At 73.6% G+C, this 23,754-nt stretch carries 24 protein-coding genes; 14 read left to right on the forward strand and 10 right to left on the reverse strand.

Going from position 1 to position 23,754, the window contains the following annotated elements:
- The first annotated feature begins 23 nt into the window (after positions 1–23).
- Positions 24–1,763: a malto-oligosyltrehalose trehalohydrolase gene (treZ, locus tag IE096_RS05355; protein ID WP_189448815.1), complete on the forward strand. Its 1,740-nt coding sequence runs from the start codon at positions 24–26 to the stop codon at positions 1,761–1,763.
- 123 nt (positions 1,764–1,886) lie between these two features.
- Positions 1,887–2,183 carry a DUF3303 family protein gene (locus tag IE096_RS05360; protein WP_189448818.1) on the forward strand — a complete coding sequence of 99 codons (297 nt, stop codon included), beginning with the start codon at positions 1,887–1,889 and terminating at the stop codon, positions 2,181–2,183.
- Between the two features lie 2 nt (positions 2,184–2,185).
- On the opposite strand, the gene msrB is transcribed toward IE096_RS05360, so the two are convergent.
- From msrB to IE096_RS31775, 4 genes are all read right to left on the reverse strand, one after another.
- Positions 2,186–2,593, reverse strand: a complete 408-nt coding sequence (gene msrB, locus IE096_RS05365; protein ID WP_189448820.1) for a peptide-methionine (R)-S-oxide reductase MsrB — start codon at positions 2,591–2,593, stop codon at positions 2,186–2,188.
- A 26-nt stretch (positions 2,594–2,619) separates the two neighbouring features.
- Positions 2,620–4,014 (reverse strand): UDP-N-acetylmuramate--L-alanine ligase, encoded by a 1,395-nt coding sequence (gene murC, locus IE096_RS05370; protein WP_189448821.1) that lies wholly within the window; start codon positions 4,012–4,014, stop codon positions 2,620–2,622.
- 68 nt (positions 4,015–4,082) lie between these two features.
- Complete coding sequence (locus IE096_RS05375) at positions 4,083–4,733, reverse strand: response regulator (protein ID WP_308430315.1); 651 nt, start codon at positions 4,731–4,733, stop codon at positions 4,083–4,085.
- On the reverse strand, positions 4,730–5,947 hold the full coding sequence (locus tag IE096_RS31775; RefSeq protein WP_189448823.1) for a sensor histidine kinase: 1,218 nt from the start codon (positions 5,945–5,947) through the stop codon (positions 4,730–4,732). Before IE096_RS31775 ends, IE096_RS05375 begins: the two co-directional genes overlap by 4 nt.
- Positions 5,948–6,121: 174 nt before the next feature.
- On the opposite strand from IE096_RS31775, the gene IE096_RS05385 reads away from it, so the two are divergent.
- Together IE096_RS05385 and IE096_RS05390 are read left to right on the forward strand one after the other, a co-directional pair.
- On the forward strand, positions 6,122–7,186 hold the full coding sequence (locus IE096_RS05385; protein ID WP_189448826.1) for an ABC transporter permease: 1,065 nt from the start codon (positions 6,122–6,124) through the stop codon (positions 7,184–7,186).
- Complete coding sequence (locus tag IE096_RS05390) at positions 7,183–7,860, forward strand: ABC transporter ATP-binding protein (protein ID WP_189448833.1); 678 nt, start codon at positions 7,183–7,185, stop codon at positions 7,858–7,860. The genes IE096_RS05385 and IE096_RS05390 overlap by 4 nt, the downstream gene beginning before the upstream one ends.
- Positions 7,861–7,881: 21 nt before the next feature.
- On the opposite strand, the gene IE096_RS05395 is transcribed toward IE096_RS05390, so the two are convergent.
- Together IE096_RS05395 and IE096_RS05400 are read right to left on the reverse strand one after the other, a co-directional pair.
- Positions 7,882–8,385, reverse strand: a complete 504-nt coding sequence (locus IE096_RS05395; protein ID WP_189448840.1) for an indole-3-glycerol phosphate synthase — start codon at positions 8,383–8,385, stop codon at positions 7,882–7,884.
- A gap of 179 nt (positions 8,386–8,564) precedes the next feature.
- Entirely contained in the window at positions 8,565–9,341 is a 777-nt protein-coding gene (locus IE096_RS05400) for a pyrimidine reductase family protein (RefSeq protein WP_189448842.1), read from the reverse strand.
- Between the two features lie 128 nt (positions 9,342–9,469).
- On the opposite strand from IE096_RS05400, the gene zapE reads away from it, so the two are divergent.
- Positions 9,470–10,540 carry a cell division protein ZapE gene (zapE, locus tag IE096_RS05405; RefSeq protein ID WP_229819993.1) on the forward strand — a complete coding sequence of 357 codons (1,071 nt, stop codon included), beginning with the start codon at positions 9,470–9,472 and terminating at the stop codon, positions 10,538–10,540.
- Positions 10,537–11,433, forward strand: coding sequence for a polysaccharide deacetylase family protein (locus IE096_RS05410; RefSeq protein WP_229819936.1), 897 nt, complete (start codon positions 10,537–10,539; stop codon positions 11,431–11,433). The genes zapE and IE096_RS05410 overlap by 4 nt, the downstream gene beginning before the upstream one ends.
- Here IE096_RS05410 and IE096_RS05415 read toward each other — a convergent pair.
- The gene (locus IE096_RS05415) at positions 11,430–12,356 is read right to left on the reverse strand and encodes a GNAT family N-acetyltransferase (protein WP_189448850.1); all 927 of its coding nucleotides are present in this window, start codon (positions 12,354–12,356) and stop codon (positions 11,430–11,432) included. The genes IE096_RS05410 and IE096_RS05415 overlap by 4 nt on opposite strands.
- A gap of 237 nt (positions 12,357–12,593) precedes the next feature.
- Positions 12,594–14,012: a dihydrolipoyl dehydrogenase gene (lpdA, locus tag IE096_RS05420; RefSeq protein ID WP_189448852.1), complete on the reverse strand. Its 1,419-nt coding sequence runs from the start codon at positions 14,010–14,012 to the stop codon at positions 12,594–12,596.
- A gap of 107 nt (positions 14,013–14,119) precedes the next feature.
- Between lpdA and IE096_RS05425 the strand changes: the two genes are divergently transcribed.
- The 6 genes from IE096_RS05425 (at position 14,120) to IE096_RS05450 (ending at position 19,050) form a co-directional block, all read left to right on the forward strand.
- A complete protein-coding gene (locus IE096_RS05425; RefSeq protein ID WP_189448854.1) occupies positions 14,120–15,061 on the forward strand; it encodes a LysR family transcriptional regulator in 942 nt (313 codons plus the stop codon).
- The gene (locus tag IE096_RS05430) at positions 15,058–15,780 is read left to right on the forward strand and encodes an aminoacyl-tRNA hydrolase (RefSeq protein ID WP_189448856.1); all 723 of its coding nucleotides are present in this window, start codon (positions 15,058–15,060) and stop codon (positions 15,778–15,780) included. Before IE096_RS05425 ends, IE096_RS05430 begins: the two co-directional genes overlap by 4 nt.
- 273 nt (positions 15,781–16,053) lie before the next feature.
- Positions 16,054–16,257 carry a cold-shock protein gene (locus tag IE096_RS05435; protein ID WP_189448857.1) on the forward strand — a complete coding sequence of 68 codons (204 nt, stop codon included), beginning with the start codon at positions 16,054–16,056 and terminating at the stop codon, positions 16,255–16,257.
- 168 nt (positions 16,258–16,425) lie between these two features.
- Positions 16,426–16,740, forward strand: coding sequence for an SCO5918 family protein (locus IE096_RS05440; protein ID WP_189448859.1), 315 nt, complete (start codon positions 16,426–16,428; stop codon positions 16,738–16,740).
- A gap of 542 nt (positions 16,741–17,282) precedes the next feature.
- Positions 17,283–17,633 (forward strand): MerR family transcriptional regulator, encoded by a 351-nt coding sequence (locus IE096_RS05445; protein ID WP_189448861.1) that lies wholly within the window; start codon positions 17,283–17,285, stop codon positions 17,631–17,633.
- Between the two features lie 160 nt (positions 17,634–17,793).
- Positions 17,794–19,050, forward strand: a complete 1,257-nt coding sequence (locus IE096_RS05450; RefSeq protein ID WP_189448863.1) for a polysaccharide deacetylase family protein — start codon at positions 17,794–17,796, stop codon at positions 19,048–19,050.
- Between the two features lie 107 nt (positions 19,051–19,157).
- On the opposite strand, the gene IE096_RS05455 is transcribed toward IE096_RS05450, so the two are convergent.
- Positions 19,158–21,269 carry a transglycosylase domain-containing protein gene (locus tag IE096_RS05455; protein WP_189448866.1) on the reverse strand — a complete coding sequence of 704 codons (2,112 nt, stop codon included), beginning with the start codon at positions 21,267–21,269 and terminating at the stop codon, positions 19,158–19,160.
- A 155-nt stretch (positions 21,270–21,424) separates the two neighbouring features.
- On the opposite strand from IE096_RS05455, the gene IE096_RS05460 reads away from it, so the two are divergent.
- A complete protein-coding gene (locus IE096_RS05460; RefSeq protein WP_126916543.1) occupies positions 21,425–21,829 on the forward strand; it encodes a BlaI/MecI/CopY family transcriptional regulator in 405 nt (134 codons plus the stop codon).
- A gap of 25 nt (positions 21,830–21,854) precedes the next feature.
- Here the strand turns inward: IE096_RS05460 and IE096_RS05465 are convergent, their stop codons facing one another.
- Entirely contained in the window at positions 21,855–22,520 is a 666-nt protein-coding gene (locus tag IE096_RS05465; protein ID WP_189448868.1) for a nuclease-related domain-containing protein, read from the reverse strand.
- Between the two features lie 371 nt (positions 22,521–22,891).
- On the opposite strand from IE096_RS05465, the gene IE096_RS05470 reads away from it, so the two are divergent.
- Positions 22,892–23,749, forward strand: coding sequence for a DUF4142 domain-containing protein (locus tag IE096_RS05470; RefSeq protein ID WP_189448870.1), 858 nt, complete (start codon positions 22,892–22,894; stop codon positions 23,747–23,749).
- The last annotated feature ends 5 nt before the right edge of the window (positions 23,750–23,754 follow it).

Genomic DNA, 23,754 nt, shown 5'->3' on the forward strand with positions numbered 1-23,754 from the left:
CTTCCTCGTCGAGAGGAGCCGCCGTGCTGTTCGAGGTGTGGGCACCGCAGGCCCGGCACGTCGCCCTGGAGGCGGACGGCCGGACGTACGCCATGGAGGCCGACCCGGCCCGGCCCGGCTGGTGGCGGGTCGACGCCCCCGCCCGGCACGGCACCCGCTACGGCTTCGCCCTCGACGGCGGCCCCACCCGGCCCGACCCGCGCTCGCGCCGGCAGCCGGACGGGCCGGACGGGCCCAGCGCCGTCGTCGACTTCGGCCGCTTCGCCTGGCGGCATCCGTGGCCCGGCCGGGGGCTGCCCGGCGCGGTCCTCTACGAGCTGCACACCGGCACGTTCACCCCCGAGGGCACCTTCGACGCGGCGGCCGAGCGGCTGCCCCACCTCGCGGACCTGGGCGTCACGCACATCGAGCTGATGCCCGTCTGCCCCTTCCCCGGCCGGCACGGCTGGGGGTACGACGGGGTGGCGCCCTGGGCCGTGCACGAGCCCTACGGCGGCCCGGACGGGCTGCGGCGGTTCGTGGACGCCGCGCACGGCCTCGGCCTCGGCGTCGTCCTCGACGTCGTCCACAACCACCTGGGCCCGTCCGGCAACCACCTGCCCGCGTACGGCCCGTACTTCACCGACACCCACCACACCCCCTGGGGCGCGGCCGTCAACCTCGACGCGCCCGGATCACCGGAGGTACGGGCGTACCTCATCGGCAGCGCCCTGGCCTGGCTGCGGGACTACCGGCTCGACGGGCTGCGGCTGGACGCCGTGCACGCGCTCGCCGACACCGGGCCCCGGCACTTCCTCGCCGACCTGTCCGCCGCCGTCGACGAGCTGGCCGGACGGCTGGGCAGACCGCTGTTCCTCATCGCCGAGTCCGACCTCAACGACCCGGCCACCACCACCCCGCGCGACGCGGGCGGCCTCGGTCTCCACGCCCAGTGGAACGACGACTTCCACCACGCCCTCCACACCGCGCTCACCGGCGAGTCCCAGGGCTACTACGCCGACTTCGCCGCCGACCCGGCCCACGCCCTCGCCAAGACCCTGCGCGGCGGCTTCTTCCACGACGGCACGCCCTCCACCTTCCGCGCCCGCCGCCACGGCCGCCCCCTGGACCCCGCCACCACCCCGGCCCACCGGCTCCTCGGCTACGCCCAGACCCACGACCAGATCGGCAACCGGGCGCTCGGCGACCGCCTCTCCGCCCGGCTCTCCCCGGGCCTGCTGGCCTGCGCGGCCGCGCTCGTGCTGTGCGCGCCCTTCACCCCCATGCTGTTCATGGGCGAGGAGTGGGGCGCCCGGACGCCCTGGCAGTACTTCACCGACCACCCGGACCCGGCCCTCGCGGAGGCCGTGCGGACCGGCCGCCGCCGGGAGTTCGAGGCCCACGGCTGGCCCGCCGAGGAGATCCCCGACCCCCAGGACCCGGCGACCCGCGACCGTTCCTGCCTGGACTGGACGGAACCCGGCCGCCCCCCGCACGCCCGGCTCCTCGCCTGGTACCGGCAGCTGATCGCCCTGCGCCGCGCCGAGCCCGCCCTGACGGATCCGCGCTGGCGGTACGAGGCGCTGTCCGTGACCGCCGAGGGCCTCGTCTCCTTCCGGCGCGGCCCGCTGCACGTCGCGGTCAACCTCGCCGCCCGCCCGGCCGCCCTACGGCTGACCGGCCCGGTGGCGGAGGCCGTCGCGGCGTGGCGCCCGGTGGGCCTGCCGGACGGCCCCGACGGCGTGCTGCGGCTGCCGCCGGAGACGGCGGCGGTGCTGCGCTGATCGTGTCCGCGCGTTTGCGCGTTTGCGCCCCTCCGCGCGGCGGGCCGACCCTGGAAGTGAGGCGACCGCGCCCACTGAGCGGTCAGAGCGCTCGCGCGGCCGCAGCGGAGGGGGCGAGCAGTTATGCGCATGCTGCTCATAGCCCGGTTGGATACTCACACGTCGAACGAAGCCATCCGGAACGGCACAATGCCGAAGATGATCGAAGAGCTTCTGGAACACCTGAAGCCTGAAGCGGCCTATTTCACAGTGCTGGACGGCGGTCGTTCGTGTGTGATGGTCTTCAATCTCGAAGACCCCTCGCACATGCCCGCCATCGTGGAGAAGTTCTTCCTCGACATGGAGGCCGATGTCGAACTGCATCCAGTGATGAACACCGATGACCTGCGCAAGGGGCTTGCAGCGCTGGGCGGAGAGTGAGTTCAGTCCTCGTCCGGCCGCAGCCGCAACGAGATGGAGTTGATGCAATACCGCTGGTCCGTGGGCGTCGGGTAGCCCTCGCCCTCGAAGACGTGGCCCAGGTGGGAGCCGCAGCGGGCGCAGCGGACCTCGGTGCGGACCATTCCGTGGGAGCGGTCGTCCAGGAGCTCGACGGCGTCGGAGTCCTTCGGGTCGAAGAAGCTCGGCCAGCCGCAGTGGCTCTCGAACTTCTCCGTGGAGCGGAACAGCTCCGCGCCGCAGGCCCGGCAGGCGTAGACGCCCTCCGTCTTCGTGTCGGTGTACTCACCGCGGAAGGCGGGCTCGGTGCCCGCCCGGCGGAGCACCTGGTACTCCGCCGGCGTCAGCTCCGCGCGCCACTGCTCGTCCGTCTTCTCGACCTCGTACGCCATGCCGTACGCCCTCCGCGGTGTGTCGGTCAGTTCTCCAGGCGGGCCAGGATCTTCGGACCGAGGTCCGTGACGTCACCCGCGCCCATCGTGAGAACGAGATCGCCGGGGCGTGCCATTCCCGCGATGACGTCCGGGATCGCGGCCATGTCGTGCTCGGCGCGGACGTCCGCGCCGGCCTTCTCGGCCGCGTCGATGATCAGGGCGCTGGTGATGCCGGGGATCGGGTCCTCACGGGCCGGGTAGATGTCGAGGACCACGGAGGCGTCGGCCAGGGTCAGGGACCGGCCCATCTCGGTGCCGAGCTCCTGGGTGCGGCTGAAGAGGTGCGGCTGGAAGACGACCAGGACGCGGGAGCCGGCGGCGGCGCCGCGGATGGCCTCCAGGTCGGCGGTCATCTCGGTGGGGTGGTGGGCGTAGGAGTCGATGACCTGCACGCCGTTCGCCTCGCCCTTGAGCTGGAGGCGGCGGCCCACGCCGGTGAACTTGCCGAGCGCGGAGGCGAGGTTGTGCGCCGGGATGCCGAGGGCCACGCCCGCGGCGAGGGCGGCGACGGCGTTGTGGGCGTAGTGGCTGCCGGGCACGGAGACGGCGAAGGTGAGCATCTTGCCGTTCAGCAGGATGGTGACCTCGCTGGCCAGGCCGCGCGGGGTGACCTTCAGGACGCGCACGTCGGCGTCCTCGGCCGTGCCGTAGGTGACGATCTCGATGTCGTGGCGGCCGGAGACCCGCTCGGTGAGCTCGCGGGCGCCCGCCTGGTCGGCGGAGACGACCAGCGTGCCGCCGGGGCGGACGCGGCCGACGAACGTCTCGAAGGACTCGTAGATCTCGTCCATCGACGCGTAGTTCGCGTGGTGGTCCAGCTCCACGTTGAGGATGATCGCGACCTCGGGCGCGTACTTGTGGAAGCTGCGGTCGCTCTCGTCCGCCTCGGCGACGAAGATGTCGCCCGAGCCGTGGAGGGCGTTGGTGCCGGGGCCGTCGAGGTCGCCGCCGATGGCGTACGACGGGTTCAGGCCGAGGGCGTCCAGGGAGACGGCGAGCATCGACGTCGTCGTCGTCTTGCCGTGGGTGCCGGCGACGGCGATCGGGCGCAGCCCGTCCATCAGCCGGGCCAGCGCGTCGGAGCGGTGGACGACCGGGATGCCGCGCTCGGCGGCCGCGGCCAGCTCGGGGTTGTCGGCGCGGATGGCGCTGGAGACGACGACGCAGGTGGCGTCGGCGGCCAGGTGCTCCGCGGCGTGGCCGATGTGCACGGTGACGCCCAGCTCGCGCAGGGCCGCGGCGGTGGCCGACTCCTTGGCGTCGCTGCCGGCGACGGCCGCGCCGCGCTGGGCGAGGATCTTCGCGATGCCCGACATGCCGGCGCCGCCGATGCCGATGAAGTGCGGTCGGTCCATCGTCGTGGGGACGGCCGGTGCCATGTGCGGTGCTCCCTGGGTTTCGGTGCCGGTGTAGCTACAGGATTCTTGCACCCTGGCCGACCGCCCCGTCACACCGCCCGGATCAGCCCCGCCGCCAGGCCCGCCGCGACCGCCGCCGTGCGGCTGTCGACGCCGAGCTTGTCGTAGATGTGCACGAGGTGGGTCTTGACCGTCGCCTCGCTGATGAAGAGCCGCTTGGAGATCTGCCGGTTGGCCAGGCCCTCGGCCACCAGCCCCAGGATCTCCGTCTCGCGCGGGGAGAGCGCCGGCCGGCCCCCGGCCCGTACCCGGCCGAGCAGGCGGGCGGCGACGGGCGGGGCGAGGACGGTCTCGCCGCGCGCGGCGGCGTGGACGGCGGCCGCGACCTCCTCGGGCGGGGCGTCCTTGAGGAGGTAGCCGGTGGCCCCGGCCTCGACGGCGGCCAGGATGTCGGCGTCGGTGCTGTAGGTGGTGAGGATGAGCACGGCGGGCGGCCGGGGGCGCGCGGTGATGCGCCGGGTGGCCTCGACGCCGTGCATGCCGGTGCCCATCTGGAGGTCCATGAGCACGACGTCGGGCCGGACGCCCTCGTCCAGCAGCCGCAGCGCCTCGGCGCCGTCGGCGGCCTCGCCCACGGCCGTCACGTCGGGCAGGTCGTCGACCATGGCGCGCAGCCCGCGCCGCACGACGGGGTGGTCGTCGACGAGGAGGACCCCGATCACGTCGCTCGTCCCGCTCATGCCGCCGCTCCCACGGCGCGGAGGACCGTCGGCACCGTCGCCGCGATCGCCGTGCCCTCGCCGGGCGCGGACTCGACGGTGAAGGTGCCGCCCAGGCCGGCGATGCGCTCGCGCATGCCGTGGAGGCCGAAGGTGCGGCGGCCGTCGGCCGGGCCGTGGCCGGGGGTGAAGCCGACGCCGTCGTCGTAGATGTCGAGGGCGACCTGCCCGTCGAGGAAGGCGAGGGTGACGGCCGTGTGCTCGGCCCGCGCGTGGCGGGCCACGTTGGCCAGGGCCTCCTGGGTCAGGCGCAGCAGGGCCACCTCGGTCTCCACGGGCAGCGGGCAGGGCTCGCCGTCGAGGCGGAAGACGGCCCCGGGGACGGTGCGCGCGGTCACCCGGCGCAGCGCCTCGGGCAGGGGCGCGTCCTCCAGGGCGGGCGGGGTGAGGGCCTGGACGAAGCGGCGGGCCTCGGCGAGGTTGTCGGCGGCGGTCAGCCCGATCTCGCGGACCCGTTCCCGGGCCGTCTCCCGCTCGGCGGTCTCGGCGGCGCGGGCGAGCAGGACGATGCTGGACAGGCCCTGGGCGAGGGTGTCGTGGATCTCGCGGGCGAGCCGCTGCCGCTCGGCGAGGCGGCCCGCCTCGCGCTGGGCGGCGGCGAGCTCGTCCCGGGTGCGCACGAGGTCGTCGATCAGCCGCTGGCGGCGCTGGCCCTCGCGGTGGAGGGCGGCGTAGCCGTAGGCGGTGAGGATCGCGACGGCGGCCCCGGCGGCGGGGCCGATCACCTTCGCGACGGTGAGCCCGCCGGGCGCGGTGGCCTGGGCGGCGACGACGGCCGCCGTGGCGGCGGCGACGGCGGGGTGGGCCCAGCGGACGGGGAGGGCGCGCAGGAGGAGGAAGAACAGGGGGAAGGCGACGTAGCTGAAGCCGCGGTCCAGGGCGAGGAGCGCCAGCCACAGGGCGGTGACGGCGGAGAGCCAGAGTCCGGGGCGGCGGGCGGGGCGGACGGTCCCGGCCGCGTACACGGCGGCGAGCAGCGCGCCCAGCGGCAGCACGGCCAGGGGGCCCGCCGACGGCCGGCCGGCCACGGTGGGGGCCAGGGCGACGGCGAGCAGCGCGTAGAAGGCGCCGTGGAAGGCGAGGCGGACCAGGCGCAGCGGGGGCACGTCGGAGGCCTCGCGTCCGCGCGGGAGCGCGGCGGGCGCGCCGGGGTCGGAGGGACTCGTTCGGCTCATCCCACCGAGCGTACGGGCCCCCGCCGGGAGCTCCGGAACCGGCTGCCGTCAACCGTTCGATTGATTTTCGGGTGCATCGGACGGACGGTCCGGGGACCGTCCCGGGGCCCGATGGCGGAACGGTCCCGGGGCGGCAGCCTGGAGGCGTCCCGGTCCGGCTCCGGAAGGAATCCCTTGTTCGTCGCGCTCCGCGACATCCGTTTCGCCCGGGGGCGCTTCGCCCTCATGGGGACGGTCGTCGCGCTCATCACCACGCTCGTGGTCTTCCTCTACGGGTTGACCGACGGCCTGGCCCGGGAGGCGTCGTCGGCCGTGGCGGGGCTGCCGGCGGGCCGCGTGGTCTTCGGCGCCCCGGCGGGGGCGGCGCCGGAGGTGTCGTTCTCCAACAGCACCGTCGACGAGCGGCAGGCCGAGGCGTGGCGCCGGGCGCCCGGGGTGCGGTCCGCGGAGCCGTTCGGCGTGGCGATGACCCGGCTGACGGCGGGCGGCTCGGCGGAGTCGGTGAGCGTGATCGGCGGCAGCGGGCACCTGATGCCGGCGCTTCTGGCCGGCACGGCCCCCGGCGACGGGCAGGCGGCCGTGAGCCGGCGGATCGCCCGGGAGCACGGGCTGCGGCCCGGCGACCGGATCGTCCTCGGCACCCGGGAGCTGACCGTCTCCGGCGTCACGCCCGACCGGGGCCACGGCCACGCGCCGACCGTCTGGACGACGCTCGCCACCTGGCGCGAGGTGAGCCACCTGGCGCGGCCGACCGCGCTGGCCGTGACCGGGTCCGGCACGCCCTCGGGGGACGTCGCCCGCACCACGAAGGCCGTCGCCCTCGGCGACGCGCTGGACGGCATCGACGGCTACGCCGCCGAGCACGGCACGCTCCGGATGGTCCAGGGCTTCCTGTTCGTGGTGAGCGCGCTCGTGGTGGGGGCCTTCTTCACCGTGTGGACGGTGCAGCGGCGGCCCGACGTGGCGGTGCTCAAGGCCGTGGGCGCGAGCAGCGGCTATCTGGTGCGGGACGCGCTCGGGCAGGCGGCGGTGGTACTGACCGTCGGAGCGGCCGTGGGCGCCGGCGCCGGTGCGGCGGGCGGGGCGCTGGCGTCGGCGGTGGTGCCGTTCGAGCTGAGCGCGGCGGCGGTGGCCGTCCCGGTGGCCGCCATGGTCCTGCTGGGGCTGGCCGGCTCGGCGCTGGCCGTCGCCCGCATCACGTCCGTCGATCCGCTGACCGCGCTGGGAGCCACCCGATGACCGCCCCTTCCCTTTCCCTTGAGGACGCCGTCCTCACCTATCCCGACGGGGACCGCACGCTCACCGCGCTGGACCGGGTCTCGCTGGACGTGGCGGCCGGAGAGCTGGTGGCCGTGGTGGGGCCGTCGGGCTCGGGAAAGTCCAGCCTGCTGGCGGTCGCGGCGACGCTGCGCCGCCCCGACGCGGGGCGCGTGGTGGTGGCGGGGCGCGACACCGGGGCGATGGGCGCCAAGGAGCGCACCGCGCTGCGGCGCGACCGGATCGGCATCGTCTTCCAGCAGCCGAACCTGCTGCCGTCGCTGACGGCCGAGGAGCAGGTGCTGGCGGTCGCGCATCTGCGCGGCGCGTCCGTCCGGGCGGCCCGGGCGCGGGCGGCGGAGCTGCTGGAGTCGGTCGGGCTGGACGCGGCGAAGCGGCGGCGCCGTCCGCATCAGCTGTCCGGGGGCGAGCGGCAGCGCGTGAACATCGCCCGCGCGCTGTTCGGCGGCCCCGCCGTGCTGCTGGTGGACGAGCCGACGTCGGCCCTGGACCACGAGCGCGGCGAGCGGGTCGTCGAGCTGCTGGCCGAGGTCACCCGCCGGCACCGCACGGCGACGGTGCTCGTCACCCACGACCGGGGGCTGCTCGGCCGGGCGGACCGGGTGCTGACGATGCGCGACGGCAGGCTGGGGTGAGGGGGCGCCCGCCCGCCGGTTCTAGTCGCGGGTGCCGGCCGCGGCCTCCCCCTCCGCCGCCTCGTCGGCGTGCGCGTAGAGCTTGAGGACGGGCACCCCGACCTTGTGGCGGGCGCGCGAGGCCCAGTCGCGGTGGAAGAACTCCTCGACGAGGTGGGGCGCGGTCAGCACGATCACCTCGTCGGCGTGGGTCTGCTCCACGACGGAGCGCAGGAGGTCCAGCGGGTGGCCGTCGATGAGCTGGCCGACGGCCTCGCAGCCCGCCTCGCGCAGCAGGCGCAGCGAGTGCTCCAGGGCCACGGCGGCGGGCCGCAGGGCCGCCTCGCCCTCGGGCTCGTCGGCCTCGTGGAGCGCCTGCTCCAGCTCGCCGAGGGCCACGTCGTCGATGGCGCGCAGCAGCCGGTCCTCGTCGCCTCTGGGGCGCATGAGGACCACGAAGGACATGCTGTCGTCGTGGAGGGTCGTGACGAAGTCGACATCCGTCGCGGAGAGCGGCTGCTCGATCATCAATACGCTCGTGAACACGGTGGGAGCCCTTCTTCTCCATGGGCCACCGGGCCCCAACAGAAACCATCCTGCGCGGGCTCCCCGGGAACCCGCCTGTTTTGATCCTGTGCCCCCGGGGGAGCGTCTGACTCAATTCTGCCCACCCCGAGTTAAACCGGAACGACAAATTCCGCCGATTGTCAGACCCGCCGCGGCCGTCAGACCCGGCTGTAGCGGGTGAAGAGGAAACCGCCGTCCTCCAGCACCGAGCCGAGCGCGAAGCGCTCCGGCACCGCCAGCGGCGGCCCCGCCATGATCCGCGGCGCCGTCCCCGTGGCCACCACCGGCGCCAGCGACAGGCACATCTCGTCCAGCACCCCGGCCGCCGCGAACTGACCCAGCAGCCGGGGGCCGCCCTCGGTCAGCAGCCGCGTCAGCCCCCGCCCGGCCAGCAGCCCCGGCACCCGCGCCACGTCGACGCCCGGCCCCTCGCCCGGCACCACGAGCACCTCGGCGCCCGCCGCCCGCGCGGCGGCCACCCGCTCCGCCGGGGCGTCCGCCCCGGTCAGCACGATCGTCGGCACCAGCGGCGCGGTGAACAACGGAAGCGAGAAGTCCAGGTCGAGCCCCGCGCTCACGACGGCTATGACCGGCGCGGGCCCCTGGCCGAGCGCCGCCCGCCGCGCCGCGAAGACCTCCCGGGCCCGCGCGGGCCGGTAGCCCTCCTGCCGTACGGTCTGCGCGCCGACCACCACCGCGTCGGCCAGCCCCCGCAGCGTGCCGAAGATCCGCATGTCGGCGGCCGAGGACAGCGGCTGCGACCGGCCCTCGTGATGGGCCGCGCCGTCCAGCGAGGAGACCATGTTGGCCCGCAGCCACGCCGTCCCGGCGGGCAGGCCCGCCGGGTACGCGTAGAGGTCGGCGAGCTCGGCGAGCCCCCATTCGCGGTCGTCGAGGTCGGCGGGGCTGAGCGGGGAGGGGAACAGGCGTCGCATAGGCCGCAGTGTGACATGGCTCGCTCCGCGCGGGCGGGCCACCGCACTTTCAGGGGCTACGCTGGACAGCTGTGTCGTCCTCCACCGCATCACCCGCAAGCGCCACGGCCCCCGCCGCCCCCGGTCCGATAACCGGCGGCCCGTCCGGCACCCCCGTCGCGCTCACCTCGCGCGCCCCGCACGTCCCGGCCGACCGCCTGGTCGCCGAGATGGTGCCGCCGCCGCGCTTCGACGGGGTGCGCTTCGACACCTACATCCCCGACCCGAACCAGCCCAGCCAGACCGAGGCCGTCAAGATCCTCGCCGGCTTCGCGGGCGGGCTCGGCGGCGAGGCCGCCGGCGGCCGCAAGCGCTGGTTCCGGCGCGAGACGAGGCCCGCCGCCCCCGCCGGCCCGCGCGGCGTCTACCTCGACGGCGGCTACGGCGTCGGCAAGACCCACCTGCTGGCCTCCCTCTGGCACGCCACCCCGGCCGCCCCCGAGCGGAAGGCCTTCGGCACGTTCGTGGAGCTGACGAACCTCGTCGGCGCCCTGGGCTTCCAGCAGACCGTCCGGACCCTCAGCGATCACAAGCTGCTGTGCATCGACGAGTTCGAGCTCGACGACCCGGGCGACACCGTCCTCGTCTCCACCCTGCTGGGCAAGCTCGTCGACGCGGGCGTGGCGCTCGCCGCGACCTCCAACACCCTGCCCGGCAAGCTCGGCGAGGGCCGCTTCGCCGCCGCCGACTTCCTCCGCGAGATCCAGGGCCTCTCCGCCCACTTCCGCCCCCTGCGCATCGACGGCGAGGACTACCGCCACCGCGGCCTGCCCCAGGCCCCCGCCCCGTACGACGACGACACCGTCGAGCGGGTGGCGCACCGCACCGAGGGCGCCTCCCTGGACGCCTTCCCGGACCTCCTCGACCACCTCTCCAAGGTCCACCCGAGCCGCTACGGCGCCATGTGCGACGGCGTCCGGGCCGTCTGCCTGACCGGCGTCCGCGCCGTGCCGGACCAGTCGACCGCGCTGCGCCTGGTCGTCCTCGCCGACCGGCTCTACGACCGCGAGGTCCCGGTGCTGGCCTCCGGCCGGCCCTTCGACGAGCTGTTCAGCGAGGAGATGCTCAACGGCGGCTACCGGAAGAAGTACTTCCGGGCGATCTCCCGGCTCACGGCGCTGGCGCGCGACGCGAAGTCGCTCGTCGACACCGGCGAGTGACGGCCGCCGTACCCGGGCCCGTGCGCTCCCTGAGCAGATCTCTGGCACCCGCCGCCGCCCTGGCGCTCTGCGCCGGGCTGGCCGCCTGTGGAACGTCCGGCAAGGGCGGGGACGACAAGCCGCGCGCCGCCGGCCCGGCCCGTACGGCACCGGCGTCGCCCTCCGCCACCCCCTCCGTGTCCGCCGCGCCCACCCTCCCGGCGGGGCCGGGCGGCGCCGCGCCCGTCTTCTCGCACGGCGCCCGCGACGGCCGGAAGCGGGTGGCTCTCACCTTCGACGCCGACATGACGTCGGACCAGGGCCCGCGCGCGGCGCGCGGTGAGCGCTTCGACAACCCCGGGCTGATAGCGACGCTCCGGACCCTGAAGGTGCCGGCCACAGTCTTCATGACCGGCAGATGGGCCGAGCAGTACCCCGACGAGGCCCGCTCCATAGGCGCCGACCCCCTCTTCGAGGTCGCCAACCACTCCTACAGCCATCACGCCTTCACCACCCCCTGCTACGGCCTGCCGACCGTCGCGCGCGGCACCGCCCGCGCGGACGTCGAGCGCGCGTTCGCGGCCTTCCGCACCGCCGGGGTCGAGCACGTCGTCCCGTACTTCCGCTTCCCCGGCGGCTGCCACGACGACGCGACACTGCGCGAAATAGGCCCTGCGAAGGTCACGGCCGTCCAGTGGGACGTCATCAGCGGCGACGCCTTCGCGAAACAGGCCCAGCCCGTCGCCGCGCAGGTGCTCTCCCAGGTCAAGCCCGGCTCCGTCGTGGTGATGCACTGCACGCGCAGCGCGGCACCGACGACGGAGGACGCGGTGAAGAAGATCGTCCCGGAGCTGCGGGCCCGCGGGTACGAGTTCGTGCGGGTCTCGGACCTGGTGGGCTCCAGCCCCTCCTAATCCATCGGCACGAAATCGATCCGCTCCTGCGTCACCGGGTACCCCACCCGCGCGAAGGTCGCCGCCATCGGGGCGTTGCCCATGTCCGTCGCCGCGGCGATCCTCGTGGCGCCCCGCTCCGCCAGGTCGCGCGTGCAGTCGACGAGCAGGTCGTGGGAGTAGCCGCGCCCGCGCCGCTCGGGCACGACGCCGATGTAGCCGACGCAGGGCCCGGCGGGGTTGTGCGCGGGGACGTGGAGGCCGACGAGGGTGCCGTCCGGGGTGAAGGCCAGGCGCCACCATGCGCGGGGCGAGGGCAGCCAGTGGAGGAGGTCCATCATCTCGTCGGCGGCCGCGTCCAGGCCCGACCCGGCGATGGTGCGGCGGTCGTGGGCGTCCAGCGTGCCGTGCATGGTGCGGCGCACGACGTCGCGGAACGCCGCGTCGTCCGGCTCGGGCCGGTAGACCAGGCGGCCGGTGTGTTCCGGCAGCGGGCAGGCGGGCGTCCACTCGTAGCGGTACCGCTCGACGAGGAACCGCATCCCCGCCGCCTCGGCCGCCGCCCGGCGGGCCTCGACGGCGGCCCGGACGCGCGGCCGGTCGCGCCAGCCGGGCGGGGCGAGCAGGGCGTACTCGGCGCTCAGCGGGGCGGTGCGCAGCAGTTGGACGGCCGCCTCGCTCTCGCCGTCGGCGAAGTCGAACCAGTCGAGGGCCTTGGGCGCCTCGTCGCCGGGCCCGCCCCACCAGGCGGCGCGCGCGACGACGCGGCCGTCCCGCAGGGCCACCCACGTCCAGTCGGGGCGGTATTCGCCGCCGAGGTGGACGGGGGCGTAGGAGTGGCCGAAGGCCGCCCTGCCGACGAGGGCGGGGGTGAGGGCGGTGTCGAGGGAGGTGAAGAGCGCGGTGTCGTGCTCGGTGAGGGCACGGATGACCAGGGAGGTCATGGGGATCCTTCCGGAAGGGGTCGCGATCGCGCTCCCGGTCGGACGAGGTGTCAGACGGAGGACGCCCGGCGGAGGGGGCGGGAGCGCGGGACAGCGGTGACGGTGCTGTCGATGGTGCCGGTGCGGTTCATCTCGCCCCTCCTTTCCGGGTTCTCGGACGTCTGCGGGGACTTTAGGGGCCGCCGGACGCGGCCGTCCAACGGTTTTCCCGTCCCCTCATCCCCCGTCCCCCCGTCCCTACGGCTGGTGGAGGCCCCGGCCCGCCAGGGCGAGCATGACCTCGCCGACCGCCTCCGAGAGCGTGGGGTGCGGGTGGACGTGCTGGGCGACGTCGGTGGCCTCCGCGTCCCAGCCGACGACCAGTTGGCTCTCGGCGATCATCTCGGAGACGTGCGGGCCCACGAGGTGGACGCCCAGCACCCGGCCGCCGTCCCCTTCCGCGACGACCTTCACCATGCCGCCCTGGCCGTGCACCATCCCCTTGGCGGTGGCCGTCAGCGGCATGGTCACGGCCCGCACCGCGTGGCCGCGCTCCCGGGCCTGGTCCTCGGTGAGGCCCACGGAGGCGGTCTGCGGGCTGGAATAGGTGACGCGGGGTACGGCCGCGTAGTCGACGGGCCGGGGTGCGAGGCCCGCCAGGGTCTCGGCGACGAGCAGGCCCTCGGCGAAGGAGGCGTGGGCCAGGCCGAGGGAGGGCGGCGGCAGCAGGTCGCCGACGACGTGGATGCCGGGGACGGCCGTCTCCAGCCGGGACCAGTCGGCCGGGGCGACGAAGCCGCGGGCGTCCGTGGCCAGTCCGGCCGCCGCGAGGCCGAGCCCGTCGGTGACGGGTGCCCGGCCCACGGCCACCAGCAGCCGTTCCGCGTCCAGGGCGCGGAGCTCGCCGCGTGCGGTGCGGAGGACGGCCCGCACTCCCCCGTCGTACGGGCGCGCCTCCTCCAGCCGGGCGCCCGTCCGGACGTCGATGCCACGCTTCTTCAGACCGCGCGTCAGATGGCGGCCGACGTCGGAGTCCTCCAGGGGCAGCAGCCGGTCGGCGGCCTCCACGAGCGTCACCTCGGCGCCCATGGAGCGGTGCAGCGAGGCGTACTCGACGCCGATCGCCCCGCCGCCCAGCACCAGGACCGAGCCCGGCAGCCCGGGGGCGAACAACGCGTCGTCGCTGGTGACGACCCTGGCGCCGTCCGGCTCCAGCCCCGGGAGGGTCCGGGGCCGCGAGCCGGTGGCCAGGACGATCCCGCGCCGGGCCCGCCACTCGGCGCCCGCCTCGTCGCCGGTGCCGATCCGTACGGTGCGGGGACCGGTCAGGGCGGCCGAGCCGCGGACGACGCGTACGCCCGCGTGCGTCAGCCGGCCCTCCACGCCGCGGTGGTTGCGGGAGACGATGTCGTCGCGGGTCGCGGTCAGGGCGGACCAGTCGACGGATTCGAGTGTCGCCTTCACGCCCCACCGTTCGCGGGCCTCGGCGATGCCGTCGACGAGTTCCGCGGCGTGCAGCATCGCCTTGCTGGGGACGCAGCCGCGGTGGAGGCACGTGCCGCCGACGAGGTCGCGCTCCACGAGGACGACGCCGAGTCCGAGGGCGGCGGCGCGCAACGCCGTGCTGTAACCGCCGGTGCCGCCTCCGATGACGATGACATCTGTCTCTTCTCGCATGTCCTCTCGCATGTCCTCACCCTCCGCCGACCGGCCATGATGAGTCCAACGCAAGTTTTCGATGGTTTCGATGACGCCTTTTCATAGGCGGGCTGGGGGTGTGCGGCATGAGCCTGCGGCAGATGGAGTACCTGGTCGCGGTCGTCGAGGAGCGGTCCTTCAGCCGGGCCGCGCACTCCCTCAACGTCACCCAGTCCGCGCTCTCCCACCAGATCAAGGCGCTGGAGCGGGCGGTCGGCGGCCCTCTGCTCGAACGGCTGCCGCGCGGGGTCGGGCTCACGCCGATGGGCCGGGCCTTCCTGCCGCACGCCGAGCTCGCCGTGCGCAGCGCCGGCCGGGCCCGCCGCGCGGCCCGGGCGGCCGCCGGGGCGGAGGGCGGCGAGCTGCACGTCGTGACGCTGCACGCGCTGGCGGTCGGCGTTCTGCCAGCGGTTTTCGCGCGCTGGCGGGCGGAGTTCCCGGGGGTCGCGCTGCGACTGCACGAGTGCACCACGACGGACGAGTTGCGCGAGCGCATGGAACGCGGCGTCGCCGACCTGGCCGTCGGCCCGCGCCCGCAGAACTGGCCGGGTCCGGTGGTCTCCCTCGGCGACGAGGAGATCGTCCTGGTCGTCTCCGCCGGCGACCCCCTGGCGGGGCGTATGGCGCCGGTGGCGCTGGAGGAACTGGCGGGCCGGGCGTGGGTGCGATGCGCGCTGGAGCCGGTGGTGGGCGGGCGGCGATGGCTGGACGTGGTGTGCGAGGAGCGGGGTTTCGCCCCGGTGACGGCGGTGGAGACGGAGCACTCGTCGACGGCGGTGCGGATGGCCGCCGCCGGGCTGGGCATCGTGGCGGCGCCCCGGCACCTGGCCGAGACGACGGCCGGCGCGGTGGCGGTGGCCGTGGACCCGCCGTGGCGGCGGGAGCAGACGGTGTTCTCGCGGGTCGAACCGACGGGGGTGGCCGCCGCGTTCGTGGCGCGGTGCGCGGGGATCCTGCGTGGGCCGGGTGACCGCGCGCCGGACGGGCCGCGTGAGGCGTCCGGGGCGGCTGGCAGACTGGGGGCGTGACCAGCAACGACACCGTCCCGCACGACGAGGACCCCCGCGACCGCGCCCCCCAGTTCGTCCTGCCCCTCGTGGTGCGGATCGAGAAGGCCGCGCCCCCGGCGCGTACGGACGCGCTGGAGACGGCGGCGCGGGCGGTGCTCTTCCTGCTGTCGGACGAGCGGGCGGCCGGGGACGGCGAGTGGGCCCGGGCGGTGGCGGACTGGGAGGACGGCCGCATCCGCAAGGTCGTGCGGCGGGCGCGCGGGGCGGAGTGGCGCAAGGCGTCCGCGCTGCCGGGCCTGGAGGTCACGGGCGCGACCGCCGAGGTGCGGGTCTTCCCGCCCGTACCGCTCGACGGCTGGCCCAAGGAGCTGGTGAAGCTTCAGGTGTCGGGCACCGACCTGGACGACCCGGAGCCGCCGGCCTCTCCGGACCCCACCCGTCCGGTGCTGTGGCTCAAGCCGGGGCTGGAGATGTCGGCGGGCAAGGCCATGGCCCAGGTCGGGCACGGCGCGCAGCTCGCGTGGTGGGCCCTGGACGACGCGGCCCGGCAGGCGTGGCGCGAGGCCGGCTTCCCGCTGTCGGTGCGGACGGCCGAGCCCGGGCACTGGGCGGAGCTGACGGCGAGTGGGGTGCCGGTGGTGCGGGACGCCGGTTTCACGGAGATCGCGCCCGGCGAAACCGTCGCGGTCGAAGGGGGCGAGCGCTACTGCCCGCTCCCGCGCCTGCGACTCCCCTAGCCGGGCGACACGTACACGGCGGAAAAGGCCGCACCGCCAATAATCAATATCTGTTCCCGCGACATGAGAAATAGGTGCGGGGCCCGGAGAATATTCCTCGACCCCCGACCGGAGCGGAATTATCGACCGTGCAGGGCCGATCGCGCCGTGCTACTGTCGATCCCGGTTGCAGGTGTGGTTGCCAGAAGGTTCATTTCCGACGGGGTAATCATCACGGCGACACGGAATTCACACAGGGTGAATTCCTGACACCGTCTCCCGAGGAGAAATAACATGGCTACCGGCACCGTGAAGTGGTTCAACGCCGAAAAGGGCTTCGGCTTCATCGAGCAGGACGGCGGCGGCGCCGACGTCTTCGCCCACTACTCGAACATCAGCGCCCAGGGCTTCCGCGAGCTGCAGGAAGGCCAGAAGGTGTCCTTCGACATCGCGCAGGGCCAGAAGGGCCCGACGGCCGAGAACATCGTTCTCGCCTGACACCGGCGCTGCCGCATGCTTCGCAGCCGGGGCCCGCACCGCTGGGGTGCGGGCCCCGGCTCGCCGCTTTTCAGGGCGGCGAGATTCTCTGCGCACCCATCTGCGTCGGGAATTCTTTGCCCGGTCGGCCCGTCGCCCTTCTCCACCGCTTCTTCGTTGTGAGGCATCATGCGCTGTGTCATCGCCCGGTACCCGTTCGATCTGACCAAGGACGGGGTGCTCGCCTCGATGAAGGGCGTCGCACCCGAGCTCGTCACAGGCGAGTCCGTGACCATCGGCCGCCACCGCTACCCGGTCAAGCAAGTGGGCCAGGTCGTCACCCGACAGGACCGCCGCGACTTCACCAGCGGCGAAGTCGTCCGGGCCATGACCCGCCTCGGCTTCACCTGCCACGAGTACCCCGAGACCGCGCCGGTGGACGTCCCCACTCCGCTCCACACCGCGTCGGCACTGCTCGGAGGCATCGTCTCCCCGGAGGGGTGAGGGACAGGCGGGAAACCGCCACCAGAGACCCGGTGAGGGCCCTGCCGACGCGCGTCGGCAGGGCCCTCACCGCCGTTTCGCCGCCGCGGCGACTTGCCCCCCATCACCGCAGGCCAAAGGATATCTATGAGCTACGGACACAAAAATCTGCTCTTGCCAGAGTAGACATTCGCTCCCGGCGTGGTTAGCCTTTTCCCGTCGACATGGTCGAGAGAGACCCGGCAGACATGAACTGGCGGGTAGCAGTCGTAGTACCGCAGTACCCGTTCACCCAGTGGTTGGTTCGAAGGAAGGACGGAGGAGCAGACGCCATCAGGATCGCCCGGCCCGGAAGCTCCCGGTCCGGGTACCGCAAGACCCCCGATTGGATGGTGGTCCCCGGTCACGCAACCGCGATCCCCGCACCCCTCCCCCTCGGGGACCGGGTAGCGGAAACAGAAGGTCGGCACAGCATGAGGGCCGACAGATGGTGTTGAATTTCCTTCGGGGCCCTGGTGCCGTACGGCACCAGGGCCCCTCGACGCGTTGCACAACGAGGTGACATGACAGCAGACATCCCACTCAGCGATCGCCTGGACGACGATGACTACCCCGCGTACACCATGGGCCGGGCCGCCGAAATGCTCGGCACGACCCCTGCCTTCCTCCGAGCCATCGGCGAGGCTCGTCTGATCACTCCGCTGCGCTCGGAAGGTGGCCATCGCCGGTACTCCCGCTACCAGCTGCGGATCGCCGCCCGCGCCCGCGAGCTCGTCGACAAGGGAACCCCGATCGAGGCCGCTTGCCGCATCGTCATCCTTGAGGACCAGCTCGAGGAAGCTCAGCGCATCAACGCCGAGTACCGCCGTGCCGCGAAGAAGGCGTCCGACAGTTCCGGTCCCGGTTCGAGCTGATCACCCGGGCGCGGGCGGCCGGCCCGCACGCTCCCGCACTCACCTGGATCACGCCCGTCTCGCGCGCGGCCGTCGCGGACCACCCCTTGCTGCGGAACTGTCACACACGCCTGTGATACTGGCCGCCTGAACATGTATAGCGGCACCAGGGAGTACGGCGTTGTCGAAGAGATCCGTCTACGGTCCGACGGCGCTGGGTTCCATATGTGTGGTGGCGGCGCTGGTCGCCGTGCTGATGCAGGGCGACGGGGGCGAGGGCCGCAAGGGCAACGCCTCGTCGTCCGCCGAGCGGGCCGGCGGGGCGGGCGCGTCCGGTGACGGCAAGAAGCAGGAAGAGGAGCCCTGGGACGGCAAGGTCAAGGTCCTCGGGGACGGTTCGACGTCCTTCACGGGCCCGCAGCCGAAGGTGGCCAAGCCCGAGAAGCTGAAGCCCGGCGAGCAGCCCCCGCAGTTCGTCGTCTTCTCCTGGGACGGCGCCCTGGAGGGCGACGACCACCTGTTCTCCCATTTCCGGCAGGTCGCCAAGGAGAACGACGCGCACATGACGTTCTTCCTGACCGCCATGTATCTGCTGCCGAAATCGAAGGCGACCCTGTACAAGCCGCCGCAGCACAAGCCGGGCGACGCGGCGATATCCTTCGCGACCGACCAGCACATCCGGGACACCCTGAACCAGGTGCGCGGCGCCTGGCTGGACGGCAATGAGATAGGCACCCACTTCAACGGGCATTTCTGCGGCACCAAGGGCGGTGGCGACTGGAGCCCGGCGGAGTGGAAGAGCGAGATCGAGCAGTCGTATTCCTTCGTGGAGAACTGGAAGACGAACACCGGCTACAAGGATCTGCCCCCGCTGCCCTTCGACTACAAGAAGGAGCTGGTGGGCGGCCGCGCCCCCTGCCTGGAGGGGCAGAAGAACCTGCTGACGGCGGCGAAGGAGTTCAACTGGCGCTACGACGCCAGCTCGCCCGGCGACTTCCAGCTGTGGCCGTCCAAGGTGAACGACATCTGGAATTTCCCGCTCCAGCTGCTCCCGTACCCCAAGAGCGACAAACAGGTCCTCTCCATGGACTTCAACTTCCTCTACAACCAGTCCGGCGACAACACCAAGGGCGATCCGGCGAAGTACGCGGAGTGGCGGAAGCTGACCCGCGACGGCTATCTGAACGGCTTCAACCGGGTCTACAACGGCAGCCGCGCGCCCCTCTTCATTGGCAACCACTTCGAGGACTGGAACGACGGCATCTATATGAAGGCCGTGGAGGACGTCATGAAGTCGGTGTGCAAGAAGGACGGGGTGCGCTGCGTCTCCTTCAAGCAGCTGGCCGACTGGCTGGACGCCCAGGACCCCACGGTGCTGGCGAAGCTGCGCGGCCTTGACCCGGCACAGGCGCCGGACTGGAAGACGTTCCTGAAGTAAGCCCCGCAAGGGGCGCGGGACAGTGTCGATATGCGGCTACCGCCGCGTGGGCGCGCCAAGCCCCCACCGGCTCGCAGGTGACCGGCCCGCGCTCCCCGCGGAGGCGCTCAGCGCTTGGCCATGTACCGCGTCCAGATGTCCCCCGGGTACGCACTCCCCTGGAGGGACTTCGCCGTGCCGCCCAGCCCGTCCAGCGGCAGCAGTTCCTGCGACTTGGGGTCGATGCGGGAGAGCGAGACGGCCGTCGCCACCGTGCCCCGGTAGCCGGCGAACCAGGCGGACTTGTTGTCCGGGCCGGTGCCGGCCGTGGCCGCCGTGCCCGCACCGACGGTCTTGGCCGCGACCCCGTGCCCGTTCTGCACTCCGGCGCGCAGAGCGTCGTCCACCGCGCCGGCGACGCTCGCGGACAGCGCGCGCACGGCGACGGACTTCTCCACGGACACGGGGTCGCCGTTGCGGCTGACCCCCGTGACGGAGTACGGCTCGGCGTTCATGCCCTTGGCCGCGAAGGTGGCGTAGGCGGCGGCCATGCGGATGGCGCTGGGCCGGGTGGTGCCGAGGGAGAAGGCGGGCACCTGCGGGCCGAGGCTGTCCTCCAGGATCCCGCACTGGACGGCCGTGCGGCCGACCTTGTCCAGGCCGACGTCCATGCCGAGCTGCATGACGGAGGAGTTCACGGACTGGGCCACCGCCTCCCGCAGCGTGATCTTCCCCCAGGACTTGCCGCCCTCGTTGCGCCCCTTGACGATCTTCCCGGAGCGGTCCCAGTAGGGGCCCTCGGGCGTCCGTATCGCGATCTTGTCGTCGCCGTCGTAGACAGTGGCGGGGGTGACGGGTATCCGGGGGCCGCCGCGCTCGCGCTGGATGCCGTTGGTCAGGGCCGAGGCGTAGACGAACGGGGTGAAGGCCGTGCCCGCCGGGACGACGGTGGAGTTCGCGTCGTTGAAGCCCTGCTTGAGGTAGTCCGGCCCGCCGTAGAGGGCGACGATCCGTCCGTCGGCCATGACGGAGGCGGCGCCGATCCGGACGTCCCGGTCGGCTTCCCGCTTGTCGGGGTCGAGGCCCCGGGTGGCGTCGACGACGGCCTTGGCCAGGCCGTCGACCTTGGGCTTCTCGAAGGTGGTGTGGATCTGGTAGCCGCCGAGGTCGAAGTCCTTGTCGGAGACGTCGGTGTGGGCGAGGACGTAGGCGTGGGCGGTGTCCACGAGGTAGCCGGTCTGCCCGGTGAGCCCGGCCGGCTTGGGCGGGGCCTTGGGCTCGGGGAAGGTCGTGTACGTGGCCCGTTCCTGCGGCGAGAGCTTGCCGATGGTGACCATGCGGTCGAGGATCCACTTCCAGCGCTCCACGGCCCGCTCGTGGTTCTTGGGGCCGAGCGAGGGGTCGTAGAGGCCGGCGCCCTTGAGGAGGGACGCGAGGAAGGCGCCCTCGCTGGTGGTGAGCTCCGAGACGTCCTTGCCGTAGTAGGCGTGGGCGGCGCGCTGGATGCCGTAGCTGCCGCGCCCGTACCAGCTGGTGTTGAGGTAGCCCTGGAGGATGTCCGACTTGCTCATCTTGTTGTCGAGCTTGATGGCGATGAACATCTCGGTGAGCTTGCGCGTGAAGGTCTGCCGCTGGTTGAGGTAGGCGTTCTTCACGTACTGCTGGGTGATGGTGGAGCCGCCCTGGGTGTCCCCGCCGCCGATCATCCTGGTGACGGCGCGGGTCATACCGCTGACGGAGACGCCGCTGTCGGTGTAGAAGGTCTCGTTCTCGGCGGCGAGGGCGGCCCAGCGCACCTTCTCCGGGACCTTGTCCAGGGCGGTGTCCTGGCGGTTCACGGGCCCGGTGCGGGCCATCTCGCTGCCGTCGGCCCAGTAGTAGACGTTGTCCTGCTGGGTGGCGAAGGCGTTGAGGTCGGTGGGGATGTCGGTGGTGGCGTAGAGGACCGTCACCGTGGCGGCGAGGGCGCCGAAGAGGCAGCCGAACAGGCCGAGGGTCTGGCGCCACGAGGGTATCCAGCGGCGCGCGCCCTTCCGGCCCGGGCGGGGGTAGGCGGGCCGCAGCCGGGCCAGGCGAGCGCCGAGGGCGCCGAGGAAGCCCAGGGCACCGGTGGCGCCGGTGGTGCCCCGGCGGGAGCGGGCCCGCTGCCCGCGACGGCCGCGTACGGAAGCGAGGGGTTTGCGGGCACCCGCCCTGCTGTGCCGTTCACTCACCGCTGTGCCCCACCCTTGCCCGAACATCCGTCTTTGGCGCTGTCGCTCGATTACCGGGAGTCTGCCATACCCGGAATCTGAAGATCCGTTAGGTTACGCAGAGTTCGCCGAGTCCTTTACACTCCTGTAGAGGTCATGTGTACAGGTCATGACGCGGCACAGCGGAAGGAACGTCGGAAGAGATGGAAGCAGCCGCAGCCGCACCCGCTGTCGCCGTGCGCCGGGACCGGCGCCGTGCCAGTGGCGCGCTGGAGGGCGAGGTCCTCGCCGCGCTGCAGCGGGCGGGCACCCCGCTGACCCCCCGCGAGGTCCAGGCCACCCTCCCGGGCGAGCTGACCTACAGCACGGTGGTCACGATCCTCTCCCGGCTGCTCGTCAAGGACGTCCTCACCCGCACCCCGCGCGGCCGCGCCTACGCCTACGCGCCCCTCACCGACGAGGCCGGGCTCGCCGCCCGCCGGATGCACAAGGTGCTCGAGGGGCGCCCCGACCGCGAGGTCGTGCTGACCCGCTTCGCCGACGGCCTGGCCCCTGAGGACGCGGAGCTGCTGCGGCAGCTCCTCACCGGCATCCCCCGCCCCCGCTGACCCTTCCGGAAGAGGGCGGCTCCGGTCAGGCCCCGAGCCAGACGCGCCGGTTGCGCGCCACCGTGTGGATCCGGTCCACCCGCTCAGGGCGCAGCACGCCGCCCAGTGCGCCGAGCCCCGGTACGTCCCCCTCCCGCAGCACCCGTACGTCCGCCGGCGGCTCGGCCGTCTCGACCTCGATCTCGGCCGCGCCGACCAGCACCAGGACGGGCCGTGCCCGCACCGGGAAGCCGCAGCCGCGCGAGAGCACGAGCGAGGACCGCGCCGCGCCGTGCCGGATCCGCCGGACGTACGGCCGGGGGTGGCGCTCCCCCGCGTAGCGGACGGCGGTGCCGTCCACCGTGAGCCGTGCCCCGTGGGCGGGCTCGGGGGCGACGCAGAACACCCCTCCGGGCCCGATCAGCAGATGGGGGATCACGGCGTCCCCCGGCAGGACGATCGAGTGGACGACCTCCCAGCCGCCTGCCGTCAGCAGCTCCAGCGCCGACCCGACGAGCTGCTGGGCGGCCAGCTCCCGGCGCCAGGCGTCCTCCACGGGCCGCCGGCCGAGCAGCCGGGCGAGCATCAGCGCCACGCGCCCGGTCCGGGACCCGTCGAGCCGGGCGCGCAGGGTCTCCCCGGGCCGGTTCGGGGCGAGGTCGTCGTCGGGTGGGAGGAAAAGCCTCTCGGGGTCGTAAGCCTTTCCGTTCACGCTCCTCTTCGCTTCCGGCCGCTCGCGCACGCCCATCACCCCCACCCGCCATACTGCCGCAGAAGCGCGGGAACCAACCCAATCGGACGCCCGTTGAACCGGTAGAGGCCCCGCGGCGTCCCCCCGACCGCGGGGCCTCGTCCATGCCCGGGCCGGCGGCGGAAGCGCGCACCCTATCGGCGACGGCCGGCTCCTCGTGGGCCCTCGCCCCGGAAGTGACGCGGCACACAACCCCCCGCCGGATTTTTCCGGAGCGGCGGAGCCGCAGGTCGGCCGGGGGTTTTGGGGCCCGCCCGTCGGTGCGGCCGCCCGGAATCCCCTTGGCGATCAGCGCCGGGCCCCTAACGTGCGGTGCCGCACAAGGAGGTGCCATGCGATCCCCGAAAGGCGCCGTACGTTCCCTCGCCGGCACCGGTCTCGTCGTCACCACCCTGGTGGCGACGGCCGCCGCGTTGCTCTTCCCCCTCTGGTCGTACCGCGACCGCGCGGGCCCGGGCACGGGTGCCGCCGATCTCACGGCGGGCTCGGTGTCCACCCGCTTCGGGCCGCTGTCGGCGGCCGACCGCGACTTCGTCGCCCGGGTCCGCCAGGCCGGGCTCTGGGAGCTGCCCGCCGGCCAGCAGGCCGTGGAGCGGGGCGGCACGGCGGCCGTGAAACGGGCGGGCGAGCATCTCGTGGAGGGCCACACCTCGCTCGACCGGCACGTCCGCGACGTGGCCGCGCGGCTGGGCCTCGATCTGCCCAGCCAGCCCACCGCCGAGCAGCGCGGCTGGCTGTCGCGGCTGGACGCCGCGCACGGCGCCGCGTACGACCGCGAGTTCGTGGGCGTCCTGCGGCTCGCGCACGGCCGGGTCTTCGCGCTGGTCGGGCAGATCCGCGCGGCGACCCGCAACGCGGCCGTGCGCGAGCTGGCCGAGGACGCCAACGCGACCGTCCTGGACCACATGAAGGTGCTGGAGGACACCGGTCTCGTCGACTTCGACGCCCTCACGGCGGGGCTGGGGTCACCGGCGCCCGCGACCCCGTCCCCGCCGGCGCCTCCGGGGGCCGCCCTCACCGGTCCGCCCCCGTCCGCCGCGACCCCGTCCGCCGTGACCCCGTCCGTTTCGGTGTCCCCGCCCTCGCCCGAGGCGCCGTCGCCCGCTCCCTCACCACAGACCTCCTCATCACAGAGCCCCTCACCACAGACCTCCTCCCCCGCGTCCCCCTCACCCTCCGAAGGGAACTGAGCCGC

Source organism: Streptomyces abikoensis (assembly GCF_014648775.1).
Lineage (GTDB): Bacteria > Actinomycetota > Actinomycetes > Streptomycetales > Streptomycetaceae > Streptomyces > Streptomyces abikoensis.

Excerpts from the sequence above, each read along its gene's own strand:
- IE096_RS05415 (WP_189448850.1), bottom strand. The coding sequence starts at position 12,356 with ATGACCTCCCTGGTCATCCGTGCCCTCACCGAGCACGACACCGCGCTC.
- IE096_RS05445 (WP_189448861.1), top strand. The coding sequence starts at position 17,283 with ATGACAGCAGACATCCCACTCAGCGATCGCCTGGACGACGATGACTAC.
- IE096_RS31775 (WP_189448823.1), bottom strand. The coding sequence starts at position 5,947 with ATGAGCCGAACGAGTCCCTCCGACCCCGGCGCGCCCGCCGCGCTCCCG.
- IE096_RS05440 (WP_189448859.1), top strand. The coding sequence starts at position 16,426 with ATGCGCTGTGTCATCGCCCGGTACCCGTTCGATCTGACCAAGGACGGG.
- IE096_RS05460 (WP_126916543.1), top strand. The coding sequence starts at position 21,425 with ATGGAAGCAGCCGCAGCCGCACCCGCTGTCGCCGTGCGCCGGGACCGG.
- lpdA (WP_189448852.1), bottom strand. The coding sequence starts at position 14,012 with ATGCGAGAAGAGACAGATGTCATCGTCATCGGAGGCGGCACCGGCGGT.
- IE096_RS05360 (WP_189448818.1), top strand. The coding sequence starts at position 1,887 with ATGCGCATGCTGCTCATAGCCCGGTTGGATACTCACACGTCGAACGAA.
- IE096_RS05470 (WP_189448870.1), top strand. The coding sequence starts at position 22,892 with ATGCGATCCCCGAAAGGCGCCGTACGTTCCCTCGCCGGCACCGGTCTC.
- IE096_RS05375 (WP_308430315.1), bottom strand. The coding sequence starts at position 4,733 with ATGAGCGGGACGAGCGACGTGATCGGGGTCCTCCTCGTCGACGACCAC.
- msrB (WP_189448820.1), bottom strand. The coding sequence starts at position 2,593 with ATGGCGTACGAGGTCGAGAAGACGGACGAGCAGTGGCGCGCGGAGCTG.
- IE096_RS05390 (WP_189448833.1), top strand. The coding sequence starts at position 7,183 with ATGACCGCCCCTTCCCTTTCCCTTGAGGACGCCGTCCTCACCTATCCC.
- IE096_RS05425 (WP_189448854.1), top strand. The coding sequence starts at position 14,120 with ATGAGCCTGCGGCAGATGGAGTACCTGGTCGCGGTCGTCGAGGAGCGG.
- IE096_RS05400 (WP_189448842.1), bottom strand. The coding sequence starts at position 9,341 with ATGCGACGCCTGTTCCCCTCCCCGCTCAGCCCCGCCGACCTCGACGAC.
- IE096_RS05455 (WP_189448866.1), bottom strand. The coding sequence starts at position 21,269 with ATGTTCGGGCAAGGGTGGGGCACAGCGGTGAGTGAACGGCACAGCAGG.
- IE096_RS05435 (WP_189448857.1), top strand. The coding sequence starts at position 16,054 with ATGGCTACCGGCACCGTGAAGTGGTTCAACGCCGAAAAGGGCTTCGGC.
- murC (WP_189448821.1), bottom strand. The coding sequence starts at position 4,014 with ATGGCACCGGCCGTCCCCACGACGATGGACCGACCGCACTTCATCGGC.